General features: G+C 60.1%; 16 protein-coding genes. 8 read left to right on the plus strand and 8 right to left on the minus strand.

Annotated elements, in window-relative coordinates:
• Positions 1-3: 3 nt before the first annotated feature.
• Positions 4-645 carry a TetR/AcrR family transcriptional regulator gene (locus tag A4R35_RS09605; RefSeq protein WP_189361584.1) on the minus strand — a complete coding sequence of 214 codons (642 nt, stop codon included), beginning with the start codon at positions 643-645 and terminating at the stop codon, positions 4-6.
• A gap of 334 nt (positions 646-979) precedes the next feature.
• On the opposite strand from A4R35_RS09605, the gene A4R35_RS09610 reads away from it, so the two are divergent.
• The 4 genes from A4R35_RS09610 (at position 980) to metH (ending at position 9150) form a co-directional block, all read left to right on the plus strand.
• Positions 980-1420, plus strand: coding sequence for a YbjQ family protein (locus A4R35_RS09610; RefSeq protein WP_112428804.1), 441 nt, complete (start codon positions 980-982; stop codon positions 1418-1420).
• Positions 1421-1690: 270 nt separating this feature from the next.
• A complete protein-coding gene (locus A4R35_RS09615) occupies positions 1691-2887 on the plus strand; it encodes an aminotransferase class V-fold PLP-dependent enzyme (protein WP_112428806.1) in 1197 nt (398 codons plus the stop codon).
• A gap of 258 nt (positions 2888-3145) precedes the next feature.
• Positions 3146-5059: a serine/threonine-protein kinase gene (locus A4R35_RS09620; protein WP_223258270.1), complete on the plus strand. Its 1914-nt coding sequence runs from the start codon at positions 3146-3148 to the stop codon at positions 5057-5059.
• Between the two features lie 485 nt (positions 5060-5544).
• Positions 5545-9150 carry a methionine synthase gene (gene metH / locus A4R35_RS09625; RefSeq protein ID WP_112428811.1) on the plus strand — a complete coding sequence of 1202 codons (3606 nt, stop codon included), beginning with the start codon at positions 5545-5547 and terminating at the stop codon, positions 9148-9150.
• 295 nt (positions 9151-9445) lie between these two features.
• On the opposite strand, the gene A4R35_RS09630 is transcribed toward metH, so the two are convergent.
• Positions 9446-9634 carry a hypothetical protein gene (locus A4R35_RS09630; RefSeq protein WP_112428813.1) on the minus strand — a complete coding sequence of 63 codons (189 nt, stop codon included), beginning with the start codon at positions 9632-9634 and terminating at the stop codon, positions 9446-9448.
• A gap of 753 nt (positions 9635-10387) precedes the next feature.
• Between A4R35_RS09630 and cysS the strand changes: the two genes are divergently transcribed.
• From cysS to A4R35_RS09650, 3 genes are all read left to right on the plus strand, one after another.
• A complete protein-coding gene (cysS, locus tag A4R35_RS09635; protein ID WP_112428815.1) occupies positions 10388-11818 on the plus strand; it encodes a cysteine--tRNA ligase in 1431 nt (476 codons plus the stop codon).
• 647 nt (positions 11819-12465) lie between these two features.
• A complete protein-coding gene (locus A4R35_RS09640) occupies positions 12466-14913 on the plus strand; it encodes a penicillin acylase family protein (protein ID WP_112428817.1) in 2448 nt (815 codons plus the stop codon).
• Between the two features lie 630 nt (positions 14914-15543).
• A complete protein-coding gene (locus A4R35_RS09650) occupies positions 15544-16392 on the plus strand; it encodes a DNA adenine methylase (protein WP_112434119.1) in 849 nt (282 codons plus the stop codon).
• A gap of 203 nt (positions 16393-16595) precedes the next feature.
• Here the strand turns inward: A4R35_RS09650 and A4R35_RS09655 are convergent, their stop codons facing one another.
• The 4 genes from A4R35_RS09655 to A4R35_RS09670 form a co-directional block, all read right to left on the minus strand.
• Positions 16596-17504 carry an ABC transporter permease gene (locus A4R35_RS09655; RefSeq protein ID WP_223258271.1) on the minus strand — a complete coding sequence of 303 codons (909 nt, stop codon included), beginning with the start codon at positions 17502-17504 and terminating at the stop codon, positions 16596-16598.
• 6 nt (positions 17505-17510) lie between these two features.
• The gene (locus tag A4R35_RS09660) at positions 17511-18527 is read right to left on the minus strand and encodes an ATP-binding cassette domain-containing protein (protein ID WP_112434123.1); all 1017 of its coding nucleotides are present in this window, start codon (positions 18525-18527) and stop codon (positions 17511-17513) included.
• A 61-nt stretch (positions 18528-18588) separates the two neighbouring features.
• Positions 18589-19113, minus strand: coding sequence for a MarR family winged helix-turn-helix transcriptional regulator (locus A4R35_RS09665; protein WP_112428821.1), 525 nt, complete (start codon positions 19111-19113; stop codon positions 18589-18591).
• Positions 19114-19563: 450 nt separating this feature from the next.
• The gene (locus A4R35_RS09670; RefSeq protein ID WP_112428823.1) at positions 19564-19890 is read right to left on the minus strand and encodes a Sec-independent protein translocase subunit TatA/TatB; all 327 of its coding nucleotides are present in this window, start codon (positions 19888-19890) and stop codon (positions 19564-19566) included.
• A gap of 900 nt (positions 19891-20790) precedes the next feature.
• Between A4R35_RS09670 and A4R35_RS09680 the strand changes: the two genes are divergently transcribed.
• Positions 20791-21486 (plus strand): hypothetical protein, encoded by a 696-nt coding sequence (locus tag A4R35_RS09680; protein WP_112428827.1) that lies wholly within the window; start codon positions 20791-20793, stop codon positions 21484-21486.
• A gap of 187 nt (positions 21487-21673) precedes the next feature.
• Here A4R35_RS09680 and A4R35_RS09685 read toward each other — a convergent pair whose 3' ends face one another.
• Positions 21674-22552, minus strand: coding sequence for a purine-nucleoside phosphorylase (locus A4R35_RS09685; RefSeq protein WP_112428829.1), 879 nt, complete (start codon positions 22550-22552; stop codon positions 21674-21676).
• Positions 22553-22556: 4 nt separating this feature from the next.
• On the minus strand, positions 22557-23450 hold the full coding sequence (locus A4R35_RS09690; protein WP_112428831.1) for a tyrosine-type recombinase/integrase: 894 nt from the start codon (positions 23448-23450) through the stop codon (positions 22557-22559).
• Between the last annotated feature and the right edge of the window lie 234 nt (positions 23451-23684).

Genomic DNA, 23684 nt, shown 5'->3' on the forward strand with positions numbered 1-23684 from the left:
CTGCTATATCCTTTCCTCTCCAGACGTCTCGCTGGCAATACCGTCAAAGAAAATCTGCGCCACCTGCGCCACGAGGCTCTCGGGAGAGAGCTGCTCGCGCTCAAGCACTGGCTGGTACTTGTTAAAGAGTAGCAGGTGCATAAATGTCTGTAGCAGCAAATCGGTCGAGAGCGTGTCGCGGAACTCGCCATTGCGCTGGCCTTGCTCAAGTATGGCGCGAATGGCGGCGCTGATCGGCTCCAGGCGGGGACCAAGACGCTCTTTGAGGGCCTGACGCAGGTCTCCGCCATAGGTGAGCAGCTGTAAGAGGCGCGCATGCAGGCCACTGCGCTCTAGATAGACATACTCTAGAATGCGCCTGAGTCTGCCACGCGCCGTGCTGGCAGCGCTTTGGGCCTGAGCGACGGCGCGAGCGAACTGCTCCAGGTGACGCTCGAAGAGAGCGGTGATCAGCTCGTCCTTACCACCCGGAAAGTGCTGATAGAGCGTCCCCTTGGCGACGCCGCAGCGGGCCGCGATCTCATCCATCGTCGTTTCGTGATAACCTCGCTCCTCGAAGACCTCCTCTGCCACATTGAGAATCAGCTCTGTGCGTACTTCGCGCAGCCGCTCTTTTAAGCGCTGCCGCCCCATCTCACTCCCCATCGGCTCCATTCCTCCTCTGTTATGGTTGATGCTGCTCCTTTCCTCAGACCAGGAAGGCAGGCCCCTCGCTCCACGCTCTCTTCGACGACATTGAACTTTCCAGTCATATTTTAGACGTATGAGTCAAGGTGAGCCAGACGTAGATCAGATAGGAGCTGCCAGATAGGCAACAAGACCAGCTCCCGCAAGAGCATGACGCCTTGCCGAATGGTTGACATTCCAAAGGCAATTGCCTATTCTGGAAAGGCGGCTCGCCGCCAGGGTCGGCGAGCCGGTGGCAGCAAGCAAGACTACAAGAAGCGGCCAGGCAAGACCACAGCGAAAGAGAGGTCCCATGAGCGAACCACGAACAGCGATGGATGTCCGACCGGGCTACCGGGGCCGGGCCTTCACCTCCGATCTCACCGGGCAGGAATTTTGGTTGGTGGTCGACAAGGGTTTTCAGCCCCTGGGTTTGGTGATGGGCAACTGCATTTACTCAATGGGCGCCATTCGCAACTGGCTGGCGGGGATCAAGTCCCACTTCCAGGGCGAGCTGAAAGAATATACCCAGCTCATGTATCAGGCACGCGAGCTGGCCTTGAGCCGTATGCAGTTTGAGGCTGACCAGCTTGGGGCCGATGGTGTTATCGGCGTCGACATCCAGGTTCAGTACCTGCATAACGGCGAATGGATGGAGGTAACGGCTATCGGTACTGCGGTGCGTTGGGTCGGTAGCGGCCCCAATATGCCGCCCACTGGTCAGGGCCGCGTCGTTATCCCCGTAGGGCAGTAACAGCCCCCTCCTGATGTACTGGCGCTGCCAGCTCCAGCGGCAGATTCTTTTCTGATCTGAAACGGCTCATTCGCTGCTGATTGGTGGGGCAGCGCCTGGCCCTCTCCTGGCCCTCTCGGCCCGACCTGACCGCGCTGAGGCTGGCTATGCTTCGGCGAGCAGGTCAGCTCCGTCCACATCGGGCGAGATGAAGAGACCGCAGATCCCGATCTATGTCACAATGACAGGGTAGCCGCACGAGCAATGAGAATGAGAACGGAGCAGTAAAGCATGGAACGGCAGACTCGTGCTTTTGATCTGGCTCAGGTACGCGCGGAGACGCCAGGTTGTACCGAAGTGCTGCATTTCAATAACGCCGGGGCCGCCTTGATGCCTCAGCCGGTAGTGGACTCCGTGAGCGCTCATCTCCAGCGCGAGGCACGTCATGGCGGCTACGAAGCAGCCGAGGAGGCACGTGAGGCTCTCGTTCACGTCTATGAGGCGGTGGCCATGCTGCTCGGCTGCCAGCCGAGTGAGGTGGCCCTGGTGGAGAACGCCACCCGTGCCTGGGATATGGCTTTCTACGCTATTCCGTTTGCGCCAGGCGATCGGATTCTGACAGGCATGGCTGAATATGCCAGTAACTATCTGGCCTTTCTGCAGATGACCCGCCGCACTGGCGTCCGCGTCGAGGTGATTCCCGACGATGAATATGGCCAAATCTCTCTGAGCGCCCTGCGCAACGCCATCGATGAGCACGTACGCGTGATCGCTTTGACGCACGTGCCGACTAACAATGGCCTGGTGAATCCTGCGGCTGAGGTGGGGCGTATCGCCCGCGAGGCTGGCGTGCTCTATCTGCTGGATGCGACGCAATCGGTGGGCCAGATGCCACTGGATGTGCGCACGCTCGGCTGCGACATCCTGGCTGGCACGGGGCGTAAGTTCCTGCGTGGTCCGCGTGGTACAGGATTCTTGTATGTGCGTCAGGAAGTGTTAGAGCAATTGGAGCCGCCGCTCATCGATCTGCACGCCGCCAGTTGGACGGCGCCAGACCAGTACGCCTTGCGTCCCGATGCGCGTCGCTTCGAGTGCTGGGAGGCAAGTATTGCCAATCGCCTGGGCCTGGGGGCCGCTATCGATTATTTTCTGCAGTGGGATCAGCAACGTCTCTGGCGCCGTATTCGCGATCTCGCCTATCTGCTGCGTACACGTCTCACGCCGCTGCCAGGGGTCATTGTCCATGATCGGGGAGTGGTTCAGGGCGGTATTGTGACCTTCACGGTGGAAGGCTGGGAGGCCGAGATGATCCGCCAGGCTCTGCGCCGCCAGCACATCAATGTCTCGGTGGTCTCTCAACAGGCCGCACTGCTGGATATGCAGGCCCACGGCCTTCAGACGCTGGTGCGCGCTTCGGTACATTACTACAATTCGGAGGAGGAGGTCGAGCGTTTCGCTCGGGCACTGGAGCATTTGCTTGCTGGCTGACCCCACTAGCTCGCTGAGTTAAGCTTCTCTGTTCTCTCTCCCCTCGCTCTGTTGCAACAGGGTATCTTTTTTGCTGCCCTCCCGTCTCCCGTTCTCACTATTGCACAAGAGAGCGCAAAAGCATCAACATATACCATCTTGACTATCCGCTTGACATGATCATTGCCCATTCTCTACAATCCTCCAACAGGAGGACTCGCAAGGTAGAAGGAGGAGATGGCGGCCAAAGCAGGAACCTTGCGGGGGGAGAAGAGCGCTATGGTCAGTCGAATCGATCAGCGGCTTGGAGGCTATCGGCTGGTGCGCTTGCTGGGCCAGGGCCATATGACACGTGTCTATTTGGGAGAGCACCTGCGCACGGGAGCCCCGGCGGCGCTGAAGGTGGTCGAGGCACAGCTCTCCAGCCAGGAACTGGCCGAGCTGCTGATCCGCGCACAAATTTTGACACGGCTGGAGCATCCGCACATTGTGCGTGTTTTCGATTTTGGGGCGGAGGACGGGCAGCCGTTCATTGTAATGGCCTACGCCCCTCATGGGACGCTGCGCGAGCGGCACCCGCGAGGTATTCCTTTGCCTCTGCCGACAGTGGTTTCCTACGTGCGCCAGGTGGCTGCAGCCTTGCAGTATATCCACGGCTATAAGCTCATCCATCGCGATATCAAGCCGCACAATATGCTGCTGGGACCGGACAACCAGGTCTGGCTAAGCGATTTCGATATTGCAACGGTGGCGCGCAGCGCGGGCTACCGCCGCGAGAAGCTACAGGGTTTCGAAGGAACGGTTCCTTACGCGGCGCCGGAGCAGCTGCGTGGACGTCCCCGGCTGGCCAGCGATCAGTATGCCCTGGGAGTGGTGGTTTATGAATGGCTGACGGGCGAGTGGCCCTTTCTCGGCACGACCCAGGAGATCGCTCTGCAGCATCAGATCGCACCGCCACCATCGTTGCGCGAACGCGCTCCGACGGTTCCTCCGCTCGTGGAACAGGTGGTGCTGCGCGCTCTGGCGAAGGACCCGAATGAGCGCTTCCCCTCAGTAGAGGAGTTCGCCCGTGAGTTGGAGCGCGCCAGTCGCCAGGAGCGCCTCCCGCTTTCTCCGCTGCCACGCTCGCAGTTTAAATCGCCGCTGCCCTTTGCCCCAGCTGCTGCTCAGTCAGCGGCAGCACCAGCCGCTGAGTTGCCACCCTCTTCCGTGGTGACCACGCCCCGCCTGGTTTATCGCGGTCACAGCGCTCGCGTGGCCTCGCTGGCCTGGGCCAGCCACGGGCGCTATCTGGCCTCCAGCAGTCAAGATGAGAGCGTCCAGATTTGGGAGAGCCGCAGTGGTGAGACGCTGCTTGTACAGCGCGGTCTCTCACTGGAGGCGCCGGTGATCGCCTGGTCACCCGATGGACGCTATCTAGCTATGACCGATGGCCTGCTGTCTGAGGTGGTTCAGCTGTTAGCCGTTCTCCCCCACGACGCCCGAGCGGCCCGGCTGGAGGCGCCCGCCGGTGCACGCTATGAGGGTCTCAACGAGCGTATTCTGGCACTGGCCTGGTCGCCCGATGGAAAGTATCTGGCCGCCGCTGGTGAGGAGCGAGTCGTTCTGGTCTGGGAAATAGCTACGCGTCGCGTCGTCTGTACCTACCGCGGTCACCACGGCAGTATCGCCGCGCTGGCCTGGTCGCCTGATAGTCGCCAGCTTGCCTCTGGCGGAGAGGATCGCACGGTCCATGTCTGGGAGCCAACAGCGAGCACCGGGGGGAACATCCGCATTTACTACGGCCACCATGATAAGGTCAATGCAGTAGCCTGGTCGCCCAATGGACGCTTTGTCGCCTCTGCCAGCGATGATCAATCAGTCCAGGTATGGGAGGCTCGCGACCCGCGCGGCCTCGACGGCGGGCGCGAACCCCTCTGTTACTACGGCCACAACGGCGGCGTGACCTGCGTGGCCTGGTCCCCTGATGGTCGCCTGCTCGCTTCCGGGAGCGTCGATGAACAGGTTCATGTCTGGCGGGCCGACGGTGAGGTCGTCCCCATCACCCCGCTCTTGAGCTATCGCGGCCATAGCGACTGGGTGAGCGCCGTGGCCTGGTCGCCCACTGGCGATGCCCTCGCCTCCGGCTCGTGGGATGGCACTGCGCAGATCTGGGAGCCTTTTAGCGGGAAGGCCGCAGCCACGGACAACTAAGTGAGGGAGGGCACTATCAGACCGCCTCCCGCCCCTCCTTGTTCAGTGCCCCTCCTCCTCTACACCTGGGCGGCCTCGGACTTCGGCTCCTTTCGCTGCTCCCCTACTACGAACGATACTGGTCTGAACAGGTCGGGCCTGGTCTGACGACTGCCAGCCAATCCCTCCGCCTCAACCGGGGGCAGATCTCAACTCAGCCTGGATCGAGAAACATGTTATAATAGAGCAACCCGGTTAGCTTCAGCAACCTGTGATAGCGGCGGCTCTCTAGCTGCATTCGCATGCCAGAGAGCCTGTTTGCTGCCGACTACAGCGCCCAAGGCCATCGGCTTCGGGGCTATCTCGCTCCGAGCGATGCGATGAGTCACCTGACCTGACAACTGACTCCGGCAACAGACAACCAGCCAGCGCTGAGCACCTTTCATCGCCGGCCCGCCCGGAGTAGGAATACAAGCAAGAGCGTAGAGGAGGTAAGCGGTCTGCTTATGAGCCGCTTTCTGGAGGCCCTGGCACAGCGCGTCCTGATTTTCGATGGTGCTATGGGCAGCACGATTCAGACCTATCAGCTGAGCGCAGCTGACTACGGTGGACCCGCCACCGAGGGTTGTAATGAGTATCTGGTGCTGACGCGACCGGAGGTGATCGAGGAGATCCATGTGGGCTTTCTGGAAGCGGGTTGCGATGTACTGGAGACCAATTCGTTCACAGCCAGTCGCTTGAAGCTCAATGAGTATGGCCTGGGGGAGCGCACACGCGAGATTAACCTGGCCGCCGCGCGCCTGGCCCGCCGGCTGGCGGATCGCTACAGTACATCCGACTGGCCGCGCTTTGTGGCGGGTTCGATCGGCCCCACCGGCATGCTGCCGTCTTCAGATGATCCGGTCTTGAGCAATATCACGTATCAGCAGCTGGTAACGGTCTTCCAGGAGCAGGCCGCTGCTTTGCTGGAGGGCGGCGTCGATGTGCTTCTGATCGAGACCAGCCAGGATTTGCTGGAGGTGCGTGCCGCGGTGACGGGCCTGCGCCGTGCAATGGAGCAAACTGGGCGACGCGTGCCGATTCAGGCCCAGGTCTCGCTCGATACCAGCGGACGGATGTTGCTCGGCACCGACATCGCCGCTGTGATGACGACCCTGGTTGGGCTGCGGGTCCAGATCATCGGCCTCAATTGCTCGACTGGCCCCGAGCATATGCGCGAGCCGGTGCGCTACCTGGCCGAACACTGCCCACTGCCGATTTCGACGATCCCTAACGCCGGTATCCCACTGAATGTCGGGGGCAAAGCCGTCTATCCACTGGCGCCAGAGGCGATGGCCACAGCCCTGCGCGAGTTCATCACCGAGTTCGGCGTCAATATCGTAGGGGGCTGCTGTGGTAGCTCCCACGCTCATCTACGGGCTATTGTGCAAGCCTGCCGCACGGCGCCGCGCCGTCCACGCCCGCAGGCCGACGATGTGCTCCAGCGGCATAGCTTCTCCAGTGTCTCGCTCTCTCTGGTGGCCAGCGGCATGCGCGCAACCAGCCTGCGACAGGACCCGCCACCACTGTTGATCGGCGAGCGCGTCAATAGCCAGGGAAGTCGCAAGGCTAAGGAGGCGCTGCTGCGCGATGACTACGACACCCTGCTGGCCATTGCCCGCGAACAGGTTGAGGGGGGGGCCCATGCGCTGGATGTCTGCGTGGCCCTCACGGAGCGCAGCGATGAAGCTATGCAGATGGCCCAGACCATTAAGAAGCTCTCCCAGGGTATTGAGGTGCCGCTCTTTATCGATTCAACAGAGCCGGCAGTCATTCAAGCAGCGCTGGAGGTCTACCCGGGTCGGGCCGTCATCAATTCGATCAACATGGAAAATGGGCGCGAGCGCATTGAGCGTGTGGTCCCCCTGGCGCGGGAGCACGGGGCAGTAGTGGTAGCTCTGACAATCGACGAGGCGGGCATGGCCCGCAGCGCCGAGCGCAAGCTAGAGGTCGCGCGCCGGATCTATGAGATCTGCGTGGAAGAGTATGGGCTGGCGCCCGAGGCGCTGCTCTTCGATCCCTTGACCTTCCCCATTACTACAGGCCAGGAGGACCTGCGCACCGCGGCTATCGAGACATTGGAGGCGCTGCGTCGCATCAAGGCCGAGCTGCCCGGCGCCCTGACCTTGCTGGGGGTCAGCAACGTCTCCTTCGGCCTGAAGCCCCAAGCGCGCGCCGTGCTCAATAGCGTCTTTCTCTATCATGCGGTGCGCGCGGGCCTGGATGCCGCCATTGTCAACCCGTCCCACATCAAGCCCTATGCGGAGATCCCCGAGGAGCAGCGCCGCCTCGCCGAGGACCTGATCTACAACCGACCCGAGGCTCTGCCTCGCTACATCGCCTATTTCGAGGAGTACGCCCAGCCTGAGACGGGAAGCGAGGCACGCAGCGATCCAACGGAAGGTTTGAGTACCGATGAGCGCCTCCATTGGCAGATCCTCCATCGGCGCAAGGAGGGTATCGAGGAGCTGATCACGCAGGCCATTCAGGAGCGCTGCGCTGCTGGGGACATGACAGCGAGCGAGGCCGCTGTCCAGGTACTCAACGGGGTGCTCCTGCCGGCAATGAAAGAGGTTGGCGATCGCTTCGGCGCCGGTGAGCTGATCTTACCTTTCGTCCTGCAGTCTGCCGAGGTCATGAAGCGGGCCGTGGCCCATTTAGAAGGCTATCTTGAGCGCAAAGAGGGCTACACCAAGGGACGGGTCGTGTTGGCCACCGTCTTCGGCGACGTGCACGACATCGGCAAAAACCTGGTCAATACGATCCTGAGTAATAACGGCTACACGGTCTATGATCTGGGCAAGCAGGTGCCGCTCAATACCATCCTCGACAAGGCCGTCGAGGTCAACGCCGACGCCATCGGTCTCTCAGCCCTGCTGGTCAGCACTTCGAAGCAGATGCCGCTCTGCGTTCAGGAGCTGCATCGACGCGGCCTGCGCTATCCGGTGATCGTGGGCGGCGCCGCCATTAATCGCGCCTATGGCCGCCGCATCCTCTTTGTCGAAGAGACGGAGGGAGGTACCCACGAGAAAGGGCGCCTGGTTCCTTACGAGCCGGGAGTCTTTTATGCACGCGACGCCTTCGAGGGCCTGGAGATTATGGATCGCCTGACCGGTGATCCTCGCGAGCGTGAGGCTTTTGTGGAGCGAATCAAGCGAGAAGCCCTCCGTGAGCTACAAAAGCAGCAGCAGCAGCAGCAGCTCTCCCCTGAGATAGGGACCAGCACCCAGGACGAGCAGCCGTCGACCAGCATCAAGCCAGCTCCCTCCATCCCCAAGCCTCCTTTCTGGGGGCCGCGCGTCCTGGAGCGCATCGGCCTGGAGGATATCGCGGCCTGTCTGGATGAGAATACACTTTTCCGCCTGCATTGGGGTGGTAAGGCTCATGGCGATGACTTTGCACGTCTGGCGACAGAGGAGTTTCGCCCGCGCCTGGAACGCATGCTGCGTGAGGCCAGGCAGCAGCGCTATCTGCAACCGCGCGTCATTTATGGCTACTATCCTTGCCAATCCCAGGGCAATAGCCTGATCATCTATGATCCGCAGCCACTGACGGAGGGCAGCGAGGTTCTGCACGAGCTGGCACGCTTCCACTTCCCGCGCCAGCGCCAGCGCGAGCGGCTCTGTCTGGCTGACTATTTTGCCTCGACAGCCAGCGGCCTCATCGACGTAGTAGCGCTGCAAGTGGTCACCGTGGGTCCTGGGCCTTCGGAGCTGGTCCACCAGCTTCAACAGGAGGGGCGCTATTCGGAGGCCTATTTTCTGCATGGGCTGTCGGTACAGCTAGCAGAGGCACTGGCCGAGTATACGAACCAACATATTCGGCGCGAGCTGGGCCTGAGAGAACAGGAAGGACGAGGAAGACGCTATAGCTGGGGCTACCCCGCTATTCCAGACCTGGAGGATCACCGCGTCTTATTTGCGCTGCTGCCAGTCCAGAACAGCATCGGGGTCGAGTTGACTGCTGGCTATCAACTGGTACCGGAGCAGTCGACGGCAGCTATCGTAGTTCATCACCCCCAGGCTGTTTACTTCGCGGTGCGAGAGCCATCCCCAGGCCTCAGCGGCCTGTGAGTACGTCAGTTGCAGAGCACCGCTGAGAATACGCCGCCGCGGCTCAGGCCCAGACCCAGAGGACTCTAGCCTCGGGCTGGCGGGCACGCTCCGCCGTTGGCCTCGCCGCGGCGATTGCTCTGCTAAGGTGCGCTGTGATAGGATGTGAGGGGCAGGGCTCGCCGAGGGTTGGTGCGCTCTTCCTGCCACCCACACGCCTCTCTGGAGAGCTAAGACTGCTATCCCAGGTGCTGGTCAGGGCCCCTGTGAGTCGGCAGCGAATGCTCACCAGCAGTGGAGGGCAGCGAGAGACGAGCTACTGCCCCGCTCCTTGACCGCTGACCTGCGCTTCCTCTCCCTCCTCTTCCTCGGGATCAGGGTCTTCGGGCGAGGTTCCGGGCTTCCAGCGGCTCTCTCCGCCGTTGTCATCATCGTAAGGACCTGGCCCATCGTAGGGGAAGGTTCGCCAGCTGCGCTGCTCAGACTGCTTTTGTCCGTCAAACATAGACTCTCTCCTTTCTTGTCGTGGTTGATGCTGGCTAGCTGGCCTCCGATTTCGAGATTTTTATAATCTCGAAATCTTAAATGCACCCAGCTATTAAAGATAGAGGCACTATAAATCGATCCTCCTCGCCGAGCTGACGCGCGGCACCAGCTGGCCAGGGGCTAAACACAGGAAAGTAGGGCAAGAGATCGCTGCCCCAAAGGAAGCTGCCTGCAGGAAGGCAGGGACCGGCTTCGGCAAGAGGGGGCCGGTATCGCCAGCTCTGCCCCTGCGGCTTTGACTTTCCATCCTGTAGACGGAACAGGGGGTGCAAACCGAAAAAATGATGGGCAACGGTCACCGAGCAGAAAAAACCCGGCAATTTCTGTGCGGGGCTATACCAGCGCCCGAGAGTGTGCTATACTAGCGAAGACGGACCCACCTTGACCGTCACGCATCGGTGGCTCCCTCCCGGCTGAAACCTGGACTGGCCTCCGCGCCGGTGCTCGCTATCGCGACCTGGCCCCAGGCACGAGCACAGATGAGAGGAGGCCCGACAAGACCAGAGATACAGGGCAGAGAATTCAGAGGACTGAAGATGCTATGGGCATAATAGCGGCTATACCACGAGCTGCAACACACTTCTGTACCCACGCTGTTTCTGACCGCCACATTTGTAACTAGCGTACTGCCTGTCTGCCTGCTTTCTTTATCCTCGGCTCCGTTTGGGTACAGTTCTGTGAGCATTTCTGCACATTAGGAGAGAAGAGCACAATGAGCAGCATATCGGCCAGGCCGATTGTGCTTTATAATACACTCGGTCGTGAGAAACAGCGTTTTGAGCCGCTTCATCCGCCAAAGGTGGGCATCTATAGCTGCGGCCCCACCGTCTATCGTGACATCCACATCGGGAACTTCCGCACGTTCTTGATGACTGACTGGCTACGTCGCATGCTCGAATACAACGGCTATGATGTTCTGCTGGTGCGCAACATCACGGATGTTGGTCATCTACAGAACGACGTCGAGGAGAGCGGAGAGGATAAAATCGAGCATGAGGCGCGCCGCACAGGTCGCTCAGCCTACGAGATTGCCTCCTACTATACACGCCGGTACGAAGAGGACGCTGCCGAGCTGAATATTCTGCCGCCCCATATCGTGCCCAAGGCGACCGAGCACATTCCCGAGATGCAGGAGATGATCGCCAGGCTCATCGAGAAGGGGCTAGCCTACGTGACAAGCGAGGGCAACGTCTACTACGATGTCAGTCGCTTCCCGGAGTACGGCAAGCTCTCCGGCAATACCCTGGAGCAGTTGCGAGCCGGTGGGCACGGACGTGAACAGATGGAGGTGGCTGACGACAAGGAGTCTCCCGAGGATTTTGCTCTCTGGAAGCGCGGCAGTCCCAAGCGCCAGATGAACTGGGACAGCCCTTGGGGCCTTGGTTTCCCCGGTTGGCATATCGAATGCTCGGCGATGTCCGTCAAGTACCTGGGTGAGCAGTTCGATATCCATACAGGCGCGGTTGATCTGATCTTCCCTCACCACGAGGATGAGATCGCTCAAAGCCAGGGCGTCAGCGGGAAGCCACCAGTGCGCTATTGGGTCCACGGCGAGTTTCTGGATTTCGGCAACGCCAAGATGGCCCGCTCGAAGGGCAATGTGGTACTGCTCTCGACGCTGAAGGAACGCGGTATTGAGCCGCTGGCCCTGCGCTATCTGCTGTTGACTGCGCACTACCGCTCAAAGATCAATTTTACCGATGAGTCGATCACGGCGGCGCAGAATGGCCTGAATAATCTGCGCGAGACTCTGGCCGCTCTGCCGGCTGACGGCGTGGGCGCCACCGGCCCCTGGTCCGAGGAGGCGCAGCGCCTGCGGGATGCCTTCCACGAGGCAATTAACGATAATCTGGAGCTGCCCACGGCCCTGAATCTGACCCATCGCGCTCTCCACAATCAGCTCATTCCGCCGGCTGAGCGGCGCCGCCTGCTACTGGATTTCGATCGTGTGCTTGGTCTACGCCTGGAAACGGTGGCCCCGCGCCAGCCGCGCTTCATTCCCGAGGAAGTGCTGGCTCTGGTACGCGAGCGCGAGGCAGCTCGCGCCGCCCGCGATTGGCAGCGCTCAGATGCCTTACGCGAGCAGATCAAAGCGCACGGCTTCGAGGTGCGCGATACTCCTCGGGGTACCGAGCTGATCTAGCCAGGCTTGCCGAAGGGCAGGCGGCGGACCTGGCTATCTGCCTGACTCTTCTTGCCACGATGAGAATGGGCACGACCAGACCCGGGGCTACTGCCAGGAGCTGGTCACGGATGTATGCCTGTCGCCTGTTAGGTCTTTGCGCCCGGCAATGGCCGCTGCTGGCGCTGTCAAGCTCGAACGACAGGGGTAGCTGGCTGGGTGCCAGATCTCGGGGGAAGCAGTAGCGCAGCGACCATGCTCTGCACTCAGCGTCAACTGTGAAAGCCTGCAGTCTGCGCTGTGCACAACGTATAATATTGCCTGGACGATACAGGTTGTCTGCTAGTAAGAGCGGGAGGGAGCCAGGGCCAGCCTGGTGTTCTTCCCGCTGTTCTTCTGCTTTTCCTCGCTCGCCTGCTCATCCGCTCGCTATGAGCAAGCGCCGATGGTCGAAGTGTCAGTCGGATCAGCTTTCAGAATAGAGAGACTCGCAGACTTCTGTCCCATCCCAGATGCTTGTGCAAGTGGGGAGGCTCGAGTGCGGCGTGAGGGGCAGGCGAGCGGGCACTTGCGCACGCTAGAAACCAGGAGTATCAATCATACCAGCGCTTGTCGACGCTGGTTCAGCGAGTCAGTCGTATCACACGCACGCAAAGGAGGCGAGAATCATGGCATCCTGGTGGCAAAAGACGCTGATGGCTGCTGCCGGTCTGGCGGGTGCAGTTGGCGGCGCCTACTATTTCTTTCTGCGTCGCCCCGTCCCCTCGCCCAAGGGCGTCCGGCGCCTGCCTGGTTTGCATGAGGAAGTCGAGGTCATTACCGACCGCTATGGCGTGCCCCATATCTATGCCCGCAACGAGGATGATCTCTTCTTCGCTCAGGGCTACGTCCATGCCCAGCAGCGCCTCTGGCAGATGGATTTCAACCGCCGTCTGGGTTCAGGCCGGCTTTCGGAGGTGGTGGGAGAGGTAACACTGGAACTTGATCGTTTCTGCCGGCGCCTGGGCCTGCATCGCGCTGCGGCCAGCGATGTGGCCCGCCTCTCGGCTCATCATCGTCGCATCCTGGAAACCTATGCCGCTGGCGTTAATGCCTTTATCGAGAATCATACGCTCCCGGTGGAGTTCACGCTCTTGCGCTATCGGCCCGACCCCTGGCAGCCCGCCGATAGTCTGCTCTGGGCGAAGATGATGGGCTGGAACCTAAGCGGCAACTGGGAGAGCGAGCTGATTCGGGCACGCATCGTAGCCCGTGCTGGAGCGGAGCGGGCGGCAAAACTGGAGGCCGGCTATGATCCTGGGCATCCTCTGATTATCCCGCCCGGCGCCGAGTACGGCGGGGTCAATCCGGGTCTGCTGGAGCCATATGAGCAGGTGAAGCAGCTGAGCGGCTTCGGCCCACTGGGGGCCAGCAATAACTGGGTGGTGGATGGCAGCAAGACGGTGACCGGCGCGCCCATTCTCTGCAATGATCCGCACCTGGCGCAGGGTGCTCCTTCGATCTGGTTCGAGTGCCACCTGGCAGCCGGCGACATCGATGTGGTCGGGGCTTCGTTCCCGGGCACGCCCGGCATTGTCATCGGCCACAATCGCCATATTGCCTGGGGCCTGACGAACGCCATTTCCGATGTCCAGGATCTCTACATCGAGAAGTTTGATCCGCAGCATCCATACCGCTATGAGTTCCGGGGCCAGTGGGAGGAAGCTCAGGTGATCCGTGAGGAGATCCGCGTGAAGGGACGGAAGGAGCCGGTTGTCGAAGAGGTGGTGGTGACGCGTCACGGGCCTATTCTGACGACCTTGTCCACCGGGCAGGGACGAGCCAGCGAGGGAGACGGCGCCACGCCCTCAGAGGTGCCGCTGGCTCTGCGCTGGACTGGCTTCGAGTCTTGTCGCATTATTGCGGCAGTGGAGAAGTTAAACCGCGCAACGTGCTGGGAGGAGTTCCTGGAGGCGATGCGCGATTGGGATGTGCCGCCACAGAATGTGGTCTACGCGGATCGCGAGGGCAATATTGGCTACATTATGGCGGGCCTGATTCCTGTCCGTAACCATCGTCAGACGCTCCTGCCTTCGCCAGGCTGGACCGGTGAATATGAGTGGACGGGCTTCATCCCCTTTGAGGAGCTGCCACGCCTCTTTAATCCTCCTGAGCATCTGATTGTGACCGCCAATAACCGGGTGGTCAAGGACGACTATCCTTACTACATCACTCACGAGTGGCTCAATGGCTATCGGGCGCAGCGCATCCGCGACCTGCTGCAGAGCAAGGAACGCCTGTCGCTGGCTGATATGGCCCGCATCCAATCGGATCAGTATGCGCAGCCGGCACGTGAGATTGTGCCTCATGTGCTGGAGACGGTCAGCCCGGCGAATGCCCTGGAGGAGACCGCTCTCCAGACGCTGCGCGACTGGGATTATGTGCTCTCTCCCGAGAGCACGGGAGCGGCGATCTATGAAACATTCTTGCAGAAGCTGGAGCGTATTGTCTTCGCTGCGGTCATTGGCGACGATGAGCAGCTGCTCTATCAGTACCTGGGGGTCGGTTCAACGCTGCTGGCGATTCTCAATGGCTATGCCAGCCGCAGCAAGCCGCTGCTGATTCGCCTGCTCAAGGAGCGTGACGATAGCTGGTTTGCGGAGTCGGCTATTCCCAATGGGCCGCGCTCCTGGCATGCGGCTCTCTCGGCAGCCTGGTCGGCGGCGATCGCCGAGCTGCTGGAGAAGCTGGGGCCGGATGTGGCACGCTGGCAGTATGGGGCAATCCACCGCCTGACCTATCAGCATCCGCTGGGGAACGTGAAGCCCCTCGATAAGCTATTCAACCGCGGCCCCTATCCAGCAGGCGGCGATATCGATACGGTCTTTATGGGCGCGGTAGTGCCCAATCAGCCGGAGCAGGTGGTAATTGTGCCTTCATATCGCCAGATTGTGAATCTGGCCGATCTGAATGCCTCGCTTTCGGGCCATGCGCCCGGCCAGTCGGGCCATCCCGGCAGCCGTCACTACGGTGATTTTGTGCGCCCCTGGCTGCGCACAGAGCATCATCCGATGCTCTTCGAGCGCCAGGCGATCGAGGCCAACATGGAGGGACGCCTGCTCTTGCAGCCGCGCTAGCCTCCTCTCTGCTCTGGAACACGAAGCAGCCCGCCAGGTCCAAGATACCGTTACTGCAGAGGACAGGCAACAGATGATCCCCGCTGGTGTCTGTCCTCTTCCTTCTCCGTGCGCCGGTTCTCCGCGGAGCTGCCCTGTGGCCGGCCCACGCACGAGGTCACCTCCGGTTCCCCGCTGCTTGGACTGCTGCGCGCCGCCGAGGAGGACCTCCTGCCTCCTTCCCTGCAGCAGCTCCTCGCCCGCTTTGGCCTCTCCTATGCCACTGTGCGCCCCTCCCTCTCTGAGGAATGTTTTTCGATCTAATATCAGCAAAGTTCCTCTTATGCAGACAAAGGGAAAGAGTAGTCAGTCTCCAGGGTGACTGGCAGCTCTTCCTCTCTGTCTGGAAAGCCTCAGGACCAGGTCACGAGGAAACGGCAGCCAGCGCTTCACCAGCCCTCAGCCCGCTTGATCCCGAGCAACTGCACCGCGACAAGCCCTTCTCCGCAGAAACTCTTGCAAACAACCTCGCAACCGGTCTACACTGCCTAACTGACAGTATTCGCCGCAGGCTTAGCCGAGAGGGTCTCTCAAGCGGCGGATCAGATGCTCTCTTCTCTTTCTAATTTCAGACGTATTGAGGCTGCTGGCATGGAACACGAGGAAAAAAGAAGGCTGATCGCCTTCGGCTGGTATGGGGGAAAATTCAACCATCTCAACTGGCTCTTACCGCTGCTGCCCAGGACTACACACTACTGTGAACCCTTCGGCGGCTCTGCTGCCGTACTGCTCAACCGCGAGCCTTCACCGGTAGAAACCTACAACGATCTCGACAGCGAGGTTGTTAACTTCTTCCGCATCTTGCGCGAGCAGAGAGAGGCCCTGATCGAAGCCATCGGCCTGACGCCCTTCTCACGCGAGGAATTCGAGCGCGCCTGCAGTGAATCGCCGGAAGGCATCTCAGATCTGGAACGGGCCCGACGCTTCTTCATCCGCGCCAGGCAAGTTCGTACTGGACTGGCGCAGTCCGCCAGTGTCGGACGCTGGGCGCACTGCATCCTGACCAGCCGCGCCGGAATGGCAGGAGCCGTTTCGCGCTGGCTGGGCAGCGTTGAAGGGCTGGCCGAAATTGCTCAGCGTTTACTGCGAGTGCAAATCGAACATGCCCCAGCCATTGAGGTGATCCAGCGCTACGATAGCCAGGAAACTCTGTTCTATTGTGATCCTCCTTACCCACACGACGCTCGCGGGGATGCCAATGCCTACGCCCATGAAATGATCAACGATGATCATCGCCGTCTGGCAGAGGTGCTGCACAGCGTCAAAGGAAAGGTGGCCCTCTCCGGCTACCACTGCAGGCTGCTTGATCATCTGTATCGCGATTGGAGCTGCATAGAGGCGCCAGTAAAGCTCTGCCATTCGAAGAAGACTCCCAGGCAAGAAGTATTGTGGGTGAATTACGACGTCTTGAAAGCAGCAGCCTGGAAGGGTGTAATGTAGCAGCAGAGCCGACAGCGACGAGGGGGACTGAGTCAGGCGGCAGAACTATGGCCCAAATAATCAATCAAGCCGGTATCCCCGCCTCAAAGAGCAAGAGATACCGGCTCAAAACCTGCCATCAGCAACCTGCTCACCCGCCGATGCAGGCAGCATGAGCGGCGCCCGCCAGGGCAGCGCACTGGGCAGTTACACCGCCCTTGACCCTAATCCTGCTTATTGAAAGCCAGCGCGCCCCAGACGATAAAGATCAACCCCAGTATGGCCACAATCAGCAGCTCCACCGATGTCGAGAGCGTTGTATCAAAAACCTTGACCCCCAGACCTAAGGCATCCAGCACAAACTGGGGCAGATTGAGAGCCCGCAGTACCGCCTGCCGCAGCGGGTCCACTCCATAGGTCACCGGGTTAATCTTCGTCAGGAAGGCCAGCCAGCCGGGCAGATTGCGCAACGGGAAGAGCGCCCCGCTCAGGAAGAACATCGGCATCAGGAAGAACTGCATGATCATCTGGAAGCCTTCCATCGACTTCATGCGCGAGGCAATGACAATACCCAGCGACGTCAGAGAGAAGGCCAACAGCAGCATCTCCAGCATCAGCTTGACCACCAGGCCGACGCTCAGATTGACCCCCACCAGCGGCGCAAAGATCAGCATGATCGTCCCCTGCAACATGGCGATCGTGCTGCCCCCCAAAGCCTTCCCCAAGACCAGCGAGGTGCGCGAGATCGGCGCCACCAGCATCTCACGCAAAAACCCGAACTCGCGGTCCCAGACGATCGAAATCGCCGAGAAGATCGAGGTAAAGAGCACAGTCATGCTCAAGACGCCCGGGAAGAGAAAGGTTCGGAAATCCAGGGTTGGCGTCCCCGGCGGTAGATTGGCCTGACTCCCAACCACATTCAGGCTGCTGGAGAGACCGGAGCCAAAAATGAAGAGGAACATCAACGGCTGGGCCAGCGAGGTGATGATCCGTATCCAGTCACGCACAAAGCGCAAGACCTCGCGGTACCAGATGATCACAATCGTATTGAGGTTGCGCCGAAACGGCCCGTTGATCGGCGTCAGGCTCTGCTCCATCCGCACCGGTTGCGGCGTCACTACAGTTGTCGCCATAATCTTTTACCTCCTTCCCCAGCGGCGTGAGCGCATGAAGCCGCGCATCAGCTCTCGGGCATCAGCCTCTTCATCACGGATTTCACGCCCGGTAAGCTTGATGAAGACATCGTCCAGCGTCGGGCGCCGCACGCTGATCGAGGCGATGCGCGCCGTCACCTTTTCAACGATACGCGGGACCAGCTCTTCGCCACCCGCAATCTCAAAGACCAGCTCCCCCTTGTTCTCTCGCGGCTCAACCCCAAAATGCTCCTTGATCTGCTGCGCTGCTACAGCGTTATCGCTGGTCCTGAGACGAATAACATCGCCTCCTACCATGTCCTTGAGCCGACTCGGCGTGTCCAGAGCCACGATCTTGCCATGATCAATAATGGCAATTCGATCACAATATTCGGCTTCATCCATATAGTGCGTGGTCAAAAACATCGTAATCTGCTTTTGCTGACGCAGATTCAGAATATATGACCAGAGATGCAGTCGTGTTTGAGGATCAAGGCCGATAGTTGGCTCATCTAGGAAAAGAACACGTGGATAGTGCAAAAGGCCGCGAGCGATCTCTAGACGGCGCTTCATGCCCCCCGAGAAAGTGCGTACCAGCTGGTCACGCCGGTCGTAGAGATCGACCATCTTGAGTAACTCCTCGCGACGCTGCTTGCTGACCGCCGCCGGCAAGCCATAGACAGTGGCATGAAAGCGCAGGTTCTCGTCCGCGGTCAGGCGATCGTCAAGGCTCGGGTCTTGGAAGATGAGACCGATTGATTCGCGCACTTTGTTGCGCTGTGTCACAAGGTCATAGCCAGCAATGCGCGCCCGCCCAGCGGTGGGACGCAGCAGCGTACAGAGCATGTTGATGGTAGTCGATTTGCCGGCTCCATTGGGACCGAGGAAGCCGAAGATCTCCCCCGGATAGACTTCGAATGAGATACCTTTGACCGCCTCTAGCTTGCCATAGTGGCGGGTCAAGCCCTCAACTTCGATGATGGGCGCCCCCGCGGGCCGCACTCCCTCGCTCGCTACCGCCATCCGCAGATCCGCCGGCGACTGAATCTGTCCGTTGAGCTGTTCTCCTTGCAGTGTCTGCTCTTCAGCAGCCATGTCTGCCATGTAACTCTCCTTCTCTCTCAGCTCTCTCAGCTATCACAGCGGCCAATTCTTCTAGCCCACGAAGAAGGGAAAACCGTCCCTCTTCGCTCATGAGGCTAAAGACCGTCTTGAGCTGCTCTTTCATCTGCTGTGCCATGTGCTGGCGCAATTCTCGCCCAGTATCGGTGAATTCAACAAAAACCTGGCGACGGTCTTGATGATCCCGCCTCCTCATCACCAGCCCCCGCCGTTCCAGGCTGTCAACCGCCCGCACCACCGTTGCAGGATCAAGGTCAAGACGGCTGGCCAGCAGGCCGATGGTATACGGCTCCCCCCCCTCTTGCAGCGCCCTCTGCAGCAAGCCCAGAACCATGAACTGGGTCGTACTCACCATCGTTCCATGCTGATGGGCACGCTTGAAACTCGCCCCCATCGCCCTCTGAACCTGACTGAAGAGGGATGCAAAGCGCTCCGCTTGCTCCTCCAGGTCGCGCACCTGCCTTTCACCATCGGTCTCTCTTTCCATGACCCATGCTTCTTTCCTTTCTCCCTGCCTTGCTCTGTCGCGTTGATTGTTGCCACCAATTACTGGTAGTAACAATCATTGATATGATCAAAGAATAGCACGACTTCGTCCCTCTGTCAAGTCCCTCGTACCAGTACGATATATCGCGTTGCTCTCAACACAGGGACAGCCTCCCTGAGCCCCAGGTCGCCCCTCACGAGGCCAGAGTCAGAGGCCGCTCCGGGCAAGAGGCAAGAACTCGTTTTCACCTGCTGCTCCGTCGGAATACAGCGTGGGAGAGTGTCCAGGTCAAAAAACGGGGTTCAGACAGGAAAAAAGAGAGGACCACGACGGCAGCGCCGCCGCGGGGAGATCAGGACAAGAGATGTCAGCAGGTTGAACCAGGTCAGTCAAGGCAGGAAGGAACACCAGGACTGGAACGATGCCCGCCTGCTCGTGGAGATGAGCGTCTCAGGCACTGGCGGCGCTATCGCGTACCACCCGCTCGTTCGTTTCGCTCGCATGACTTTGAGCTGTTCCCTCACTCGTGCGCTTCTCCTTCTGCTCCTTCAACAAGAGGCTGGCAGCTTCCCGTGTATTGAGCGGCAGACGAGGGATATTCTCAGAGATCTGCGATAGCTCTTCAACCTGCAGCTCTTCTTTGATCTTGTCTTTCACTACGCGGGCCTGGCCAACTCCTCTGCCCAGGTTGCGCGCTACCGATTGGAGCGCCCGCGGTCCAAAGAGCGCTAGCCCGAAGAGGAGAATGATTAACAGGTCAACTGGATGAAAGCCCATAGGGGCCGCCTTTCCTGTTCGCTCTCCAGCTTTTTGGGTGGCGATGAGTGCTCTCTCGACTCTTCGCTAAGAGTATGATACCACATGGTTGTTGCTCTGACGAGATCTCTCTGGTGCCAGTCTGGGAAAGCCTGCTTGCCGCAGAAGCCGGCTGCCTCTCTCAGGTCGAAGCCAGCGCCAGCCGGCCATGTGATCGCCCTCTATAGCGAACCCTCCTGATGCCACCAGCTGCTTGCTCCGTCGCCGCCTGCCTCCTTTCCTGACTCAGGCTGCCTGGCTCACACGGATTCTTTACGACTGACCGGGACAGGAGAGCGAAAAATTCAGGAACGAAAAAGTTATCGTTAGGAGTTTATTATAATGGAGAGAGTGCCGAGGTTGACCGTCCGGCTCTCACTCATAGCATGGTTCATCCTATCTCTCAGCATATCTTCGCGCCTCTCAGCCTCGCCTCGTAAGAGGGGGCAATCGCAACCCACCACGAGGAATGAGAAGACGAGGAAGCTGAAGACCAGGGCTATGGCTGTGAGCACAGAGACCAACGCGGTCAACGCAGGAGATCCAGGCCCGGAGCTTTCCCCCACACACCCCCACTCCGAGCCTGCCGATTGCTGTTTTTCGGTTCCTGCTACAGCAATCGGTCTCCTTCTTTTTTGGCAGGCCAATCAGCCACCTTGGCCCCACCACCTTCTCAACTCTCTCCTAAACTACTGGCTGATTTACCTCCGTGCCCTCCCATATGGCCAGATCGGGGGAGAAACAGGCCTATCACTACTGCCTATTCCCTGGCCTGTGCTATCATCTAAACCGAATATAGAAATGCAGAAATAAAAAGGAGAGCAGCGACGCGACCTTTGCCGCGCGAGCAAGCGAGCAAGCGAGCAAGCGAGTGAGGAAATCATGCAGCCCAGAGAGAGCTTTCCGCAGAGTGGAACCCATCTCCGTAGAATCGTTGTCAGTGCCCTGGTTCTTTTTGCCCTGGCCGGTATCATGAGCGGCTTCGCCTTCGGCGCCGCTGTGCACCACCGATCCGGCGCCAGCCAGCCGACTCCCTCGCCGACGGTGCCTACTATCGCTCAACACACCACCACACCGACGCCCACTCCCTCGCCGGTTCCCATTCTGCTCGGTATTCCCCGTTTTGCCGCCGGACCGACCTTTAGCGAAGTTGCTGACGGCCAAACCAGCTACACCGTTACCGTGCAGGCCATTGATAAGCAAGGACAGGCGATCAACCGCAGTGGAGTGACCTGCAAGCTCTGGCTGGTGCACCGCGTCCCTGATGGGGCTCTCTTACAGCTGCCCGACATCGGCAAGCGTATGGATCTGGCCAGCATCCAGCAACCCATTCCAGGCCAGGTCAAAGACAAGCCCTATGACGAGGTAGCAGGATTGCAATTCTCTGCTGGCACGCCGCAAACCCAGCCCTGCGACTCCCAGGGGCGAGCCACCTGGACTTACACCATCTCCCCTGGCGTGCAGCCGGGTAAGTACGATCTCGTCCTGCTCACCGACTGGCAGGGCATCCACTACAACTGGAGCTGGGCCCACATTGTCATCACCAAAACCCCAGGGCAGGGACCAGGAAACGACTAGAATTGCACTGCTGGCTGGCTGCTGATCCCTGTCCCCCCTGTCATGTCCTCACCAGCAGAGGAGAGGAGCCAGAGGGCCCCAGAGGGCACCCAGCCCTCACCTGGATGGCTCGCTCTGGCCGGGAAGGAGACGGCATAGCAAGCGCGTTGCCAGTCGTCTGTCGGCCCGTCTCGCTCCGGGACCAATCTCAGTGTGCTTCCCCCTCACTCGCCGACTCCGCTCGCCCCTGGAGGATCTGAGCCAGTTCATGCAGCACCCCCCGCAGCAGCAGCACAAAGCGCGAGCTGGCGGCTGCCGCTGCTGCCAGCACTTCGTCATGATCTACTGGCTGCCCCTCTGTCCCAGTGGCACTATTCGTAATCAGGCTCAGTCCAAGGACACGCTGCCCCATATGGCGGGCTACGATCACTTCGGGCACAGTAGACATCCCTACAGCATCGCCCCCAATCTGCCGCAGAAAGCGTAGCTCGGCTGGCGTTTCGTAGGACGGCCCGCTGACCATCACATAGACCCCCTCATGAAGGCGCAGAGAAGGTATCTCCCCCGCTACTTTCTGTACGAGGGTCCGCAGTTCCTCATCGTAGGCCGCCGTCATGGCCGGGAAACGTACGCCGAACCGCTCATCGTTAGGACCACGCAGCGGATGCCAGCCGGCCAGCCCGGGCAGATTGATGTGATCGCGAATCAGCATGAAATCACCCGGCTGATAGGCAGGATTCAAAGCGCCTGCCGCATTGGTCACCACGAGCACCTGAGCCCCCAGACGCGCCATCACACGCACGGGCAGCGTGACCTCCTGGGGCGTATACCCCTCATAGAGATGCTGCCGGCCCTGCATGGCGACCAGCGCCACCCCCTCCAGCTGCCCCAATATCAAGCGACCAGCATGGCCCGCTACCGTCGATGAGGGCCAGTGCGGAAGCTGAGCATAAGGAATGGCAGCGGCGGCCTCTACCGTCTCGGCCAACTCGCCCAGGCCCGACCCCAGAATCAGGGCCACCTGAGGCACCAATGGAGACAGCTGCCGGATCGCCGCCACGGCCTCTTCGACCTGGTCGTACAACATGACACTATCCTCGCTTCAATAGAGAATCATCACTCTCAGACGCTCCCCAGCGCTTCGACTGTCCCGCTCCCCTTGATAGGTGAGCATATTCCAATAACGCCTGGATACCTTGTGGCTCACTGCTACGCTTGATAGCCAGAAGCATCAGCGACTGACGCAACTGGCAGGGCGTCAGCTCAGCAATACCAGCACGCAGGGCATAGTTTCTGACCACTAACCAGAAGCCCTGGCGAGTGAGCCTGCGGCCATGATGGTTTACGAACAGACCAGGCTCCTCGGGATGACGGCGGGCCAGATAAGGACGCGAGCGCAGCAGATACTGCTCCAGCGCCATAATGGCCTGCGATGTTAGCGGGCACTCGCGCAAACGTCCATCGCTGCGCGGATAAACCAGCGAGCCGCAGAGGCGATCGAAACAGCCCACATCGAGAGCCACCAGCTCGGTGAGATGCATCCCCGTCGCATAGAGCACCTGCACCATCGCCAGATCGCGCATGCCAGTTGGTGTAAACGGCGGAATCTGCTCCAGCAGGCAGGCAAGCTGCTCAGCAGAAAGCACAGGGAAGGTGGTCCTGAGAGCACGGGGAGCCTGCACCGTCTCCAGCAGATTCCTCTCCAAGAGCCCCTGGCTTTTGAGATGGCGCAAAAAGGTCTTGAGCGCGGCCAACTTGCGGCTGATCGTCGTGGGCTGATAGGCACGCACCTGACGCATCTCCTCTAGATAAGCCTGCACATCCTCGCTCTCTACCTCCGACCAGTGCCAGCGTTGCCGCTTTTGCTCTAGAAACGAGGAGAACTGAGAGAGATCATTGCGATAGGCCGCCACCGTGTGGTGATTGATTCCGGCGCCCCTCTCAGCCAGAGTGGCGAGATAGGCATCGACAGCTTCTTGCAACATTGCGACATATCCCCTGCCCAGAAATGAGAAAGAAGTGCACCTACCACCATCTTCTCGTCTCGTCCGTGTCTGAGGGAGGAGTGAGTGGCTTGCCTTGGTGCTGGCATTATATGCCAGAGGTTGGACAGAGGCAAGAGTGGCGACAGAAGAGTACCACTGCGCCAACCCAGAACGGAATGCTATAATAGGACTATCCGCCCGGCATGCGCAGAGACAGAGATGTGGCAGGTCGGG

This window comes from Thermogemmatispora tikiterensis, from assembly GCF_003268475.1.
GTDB classification, from domain to species: Bacteria; Chloroflexota; Ktedonobacteria; order Ktedonobacterales; family Ktedonobacteraceae; genus Thermogemmatispora; species Thermogemmatispora tikiterensis.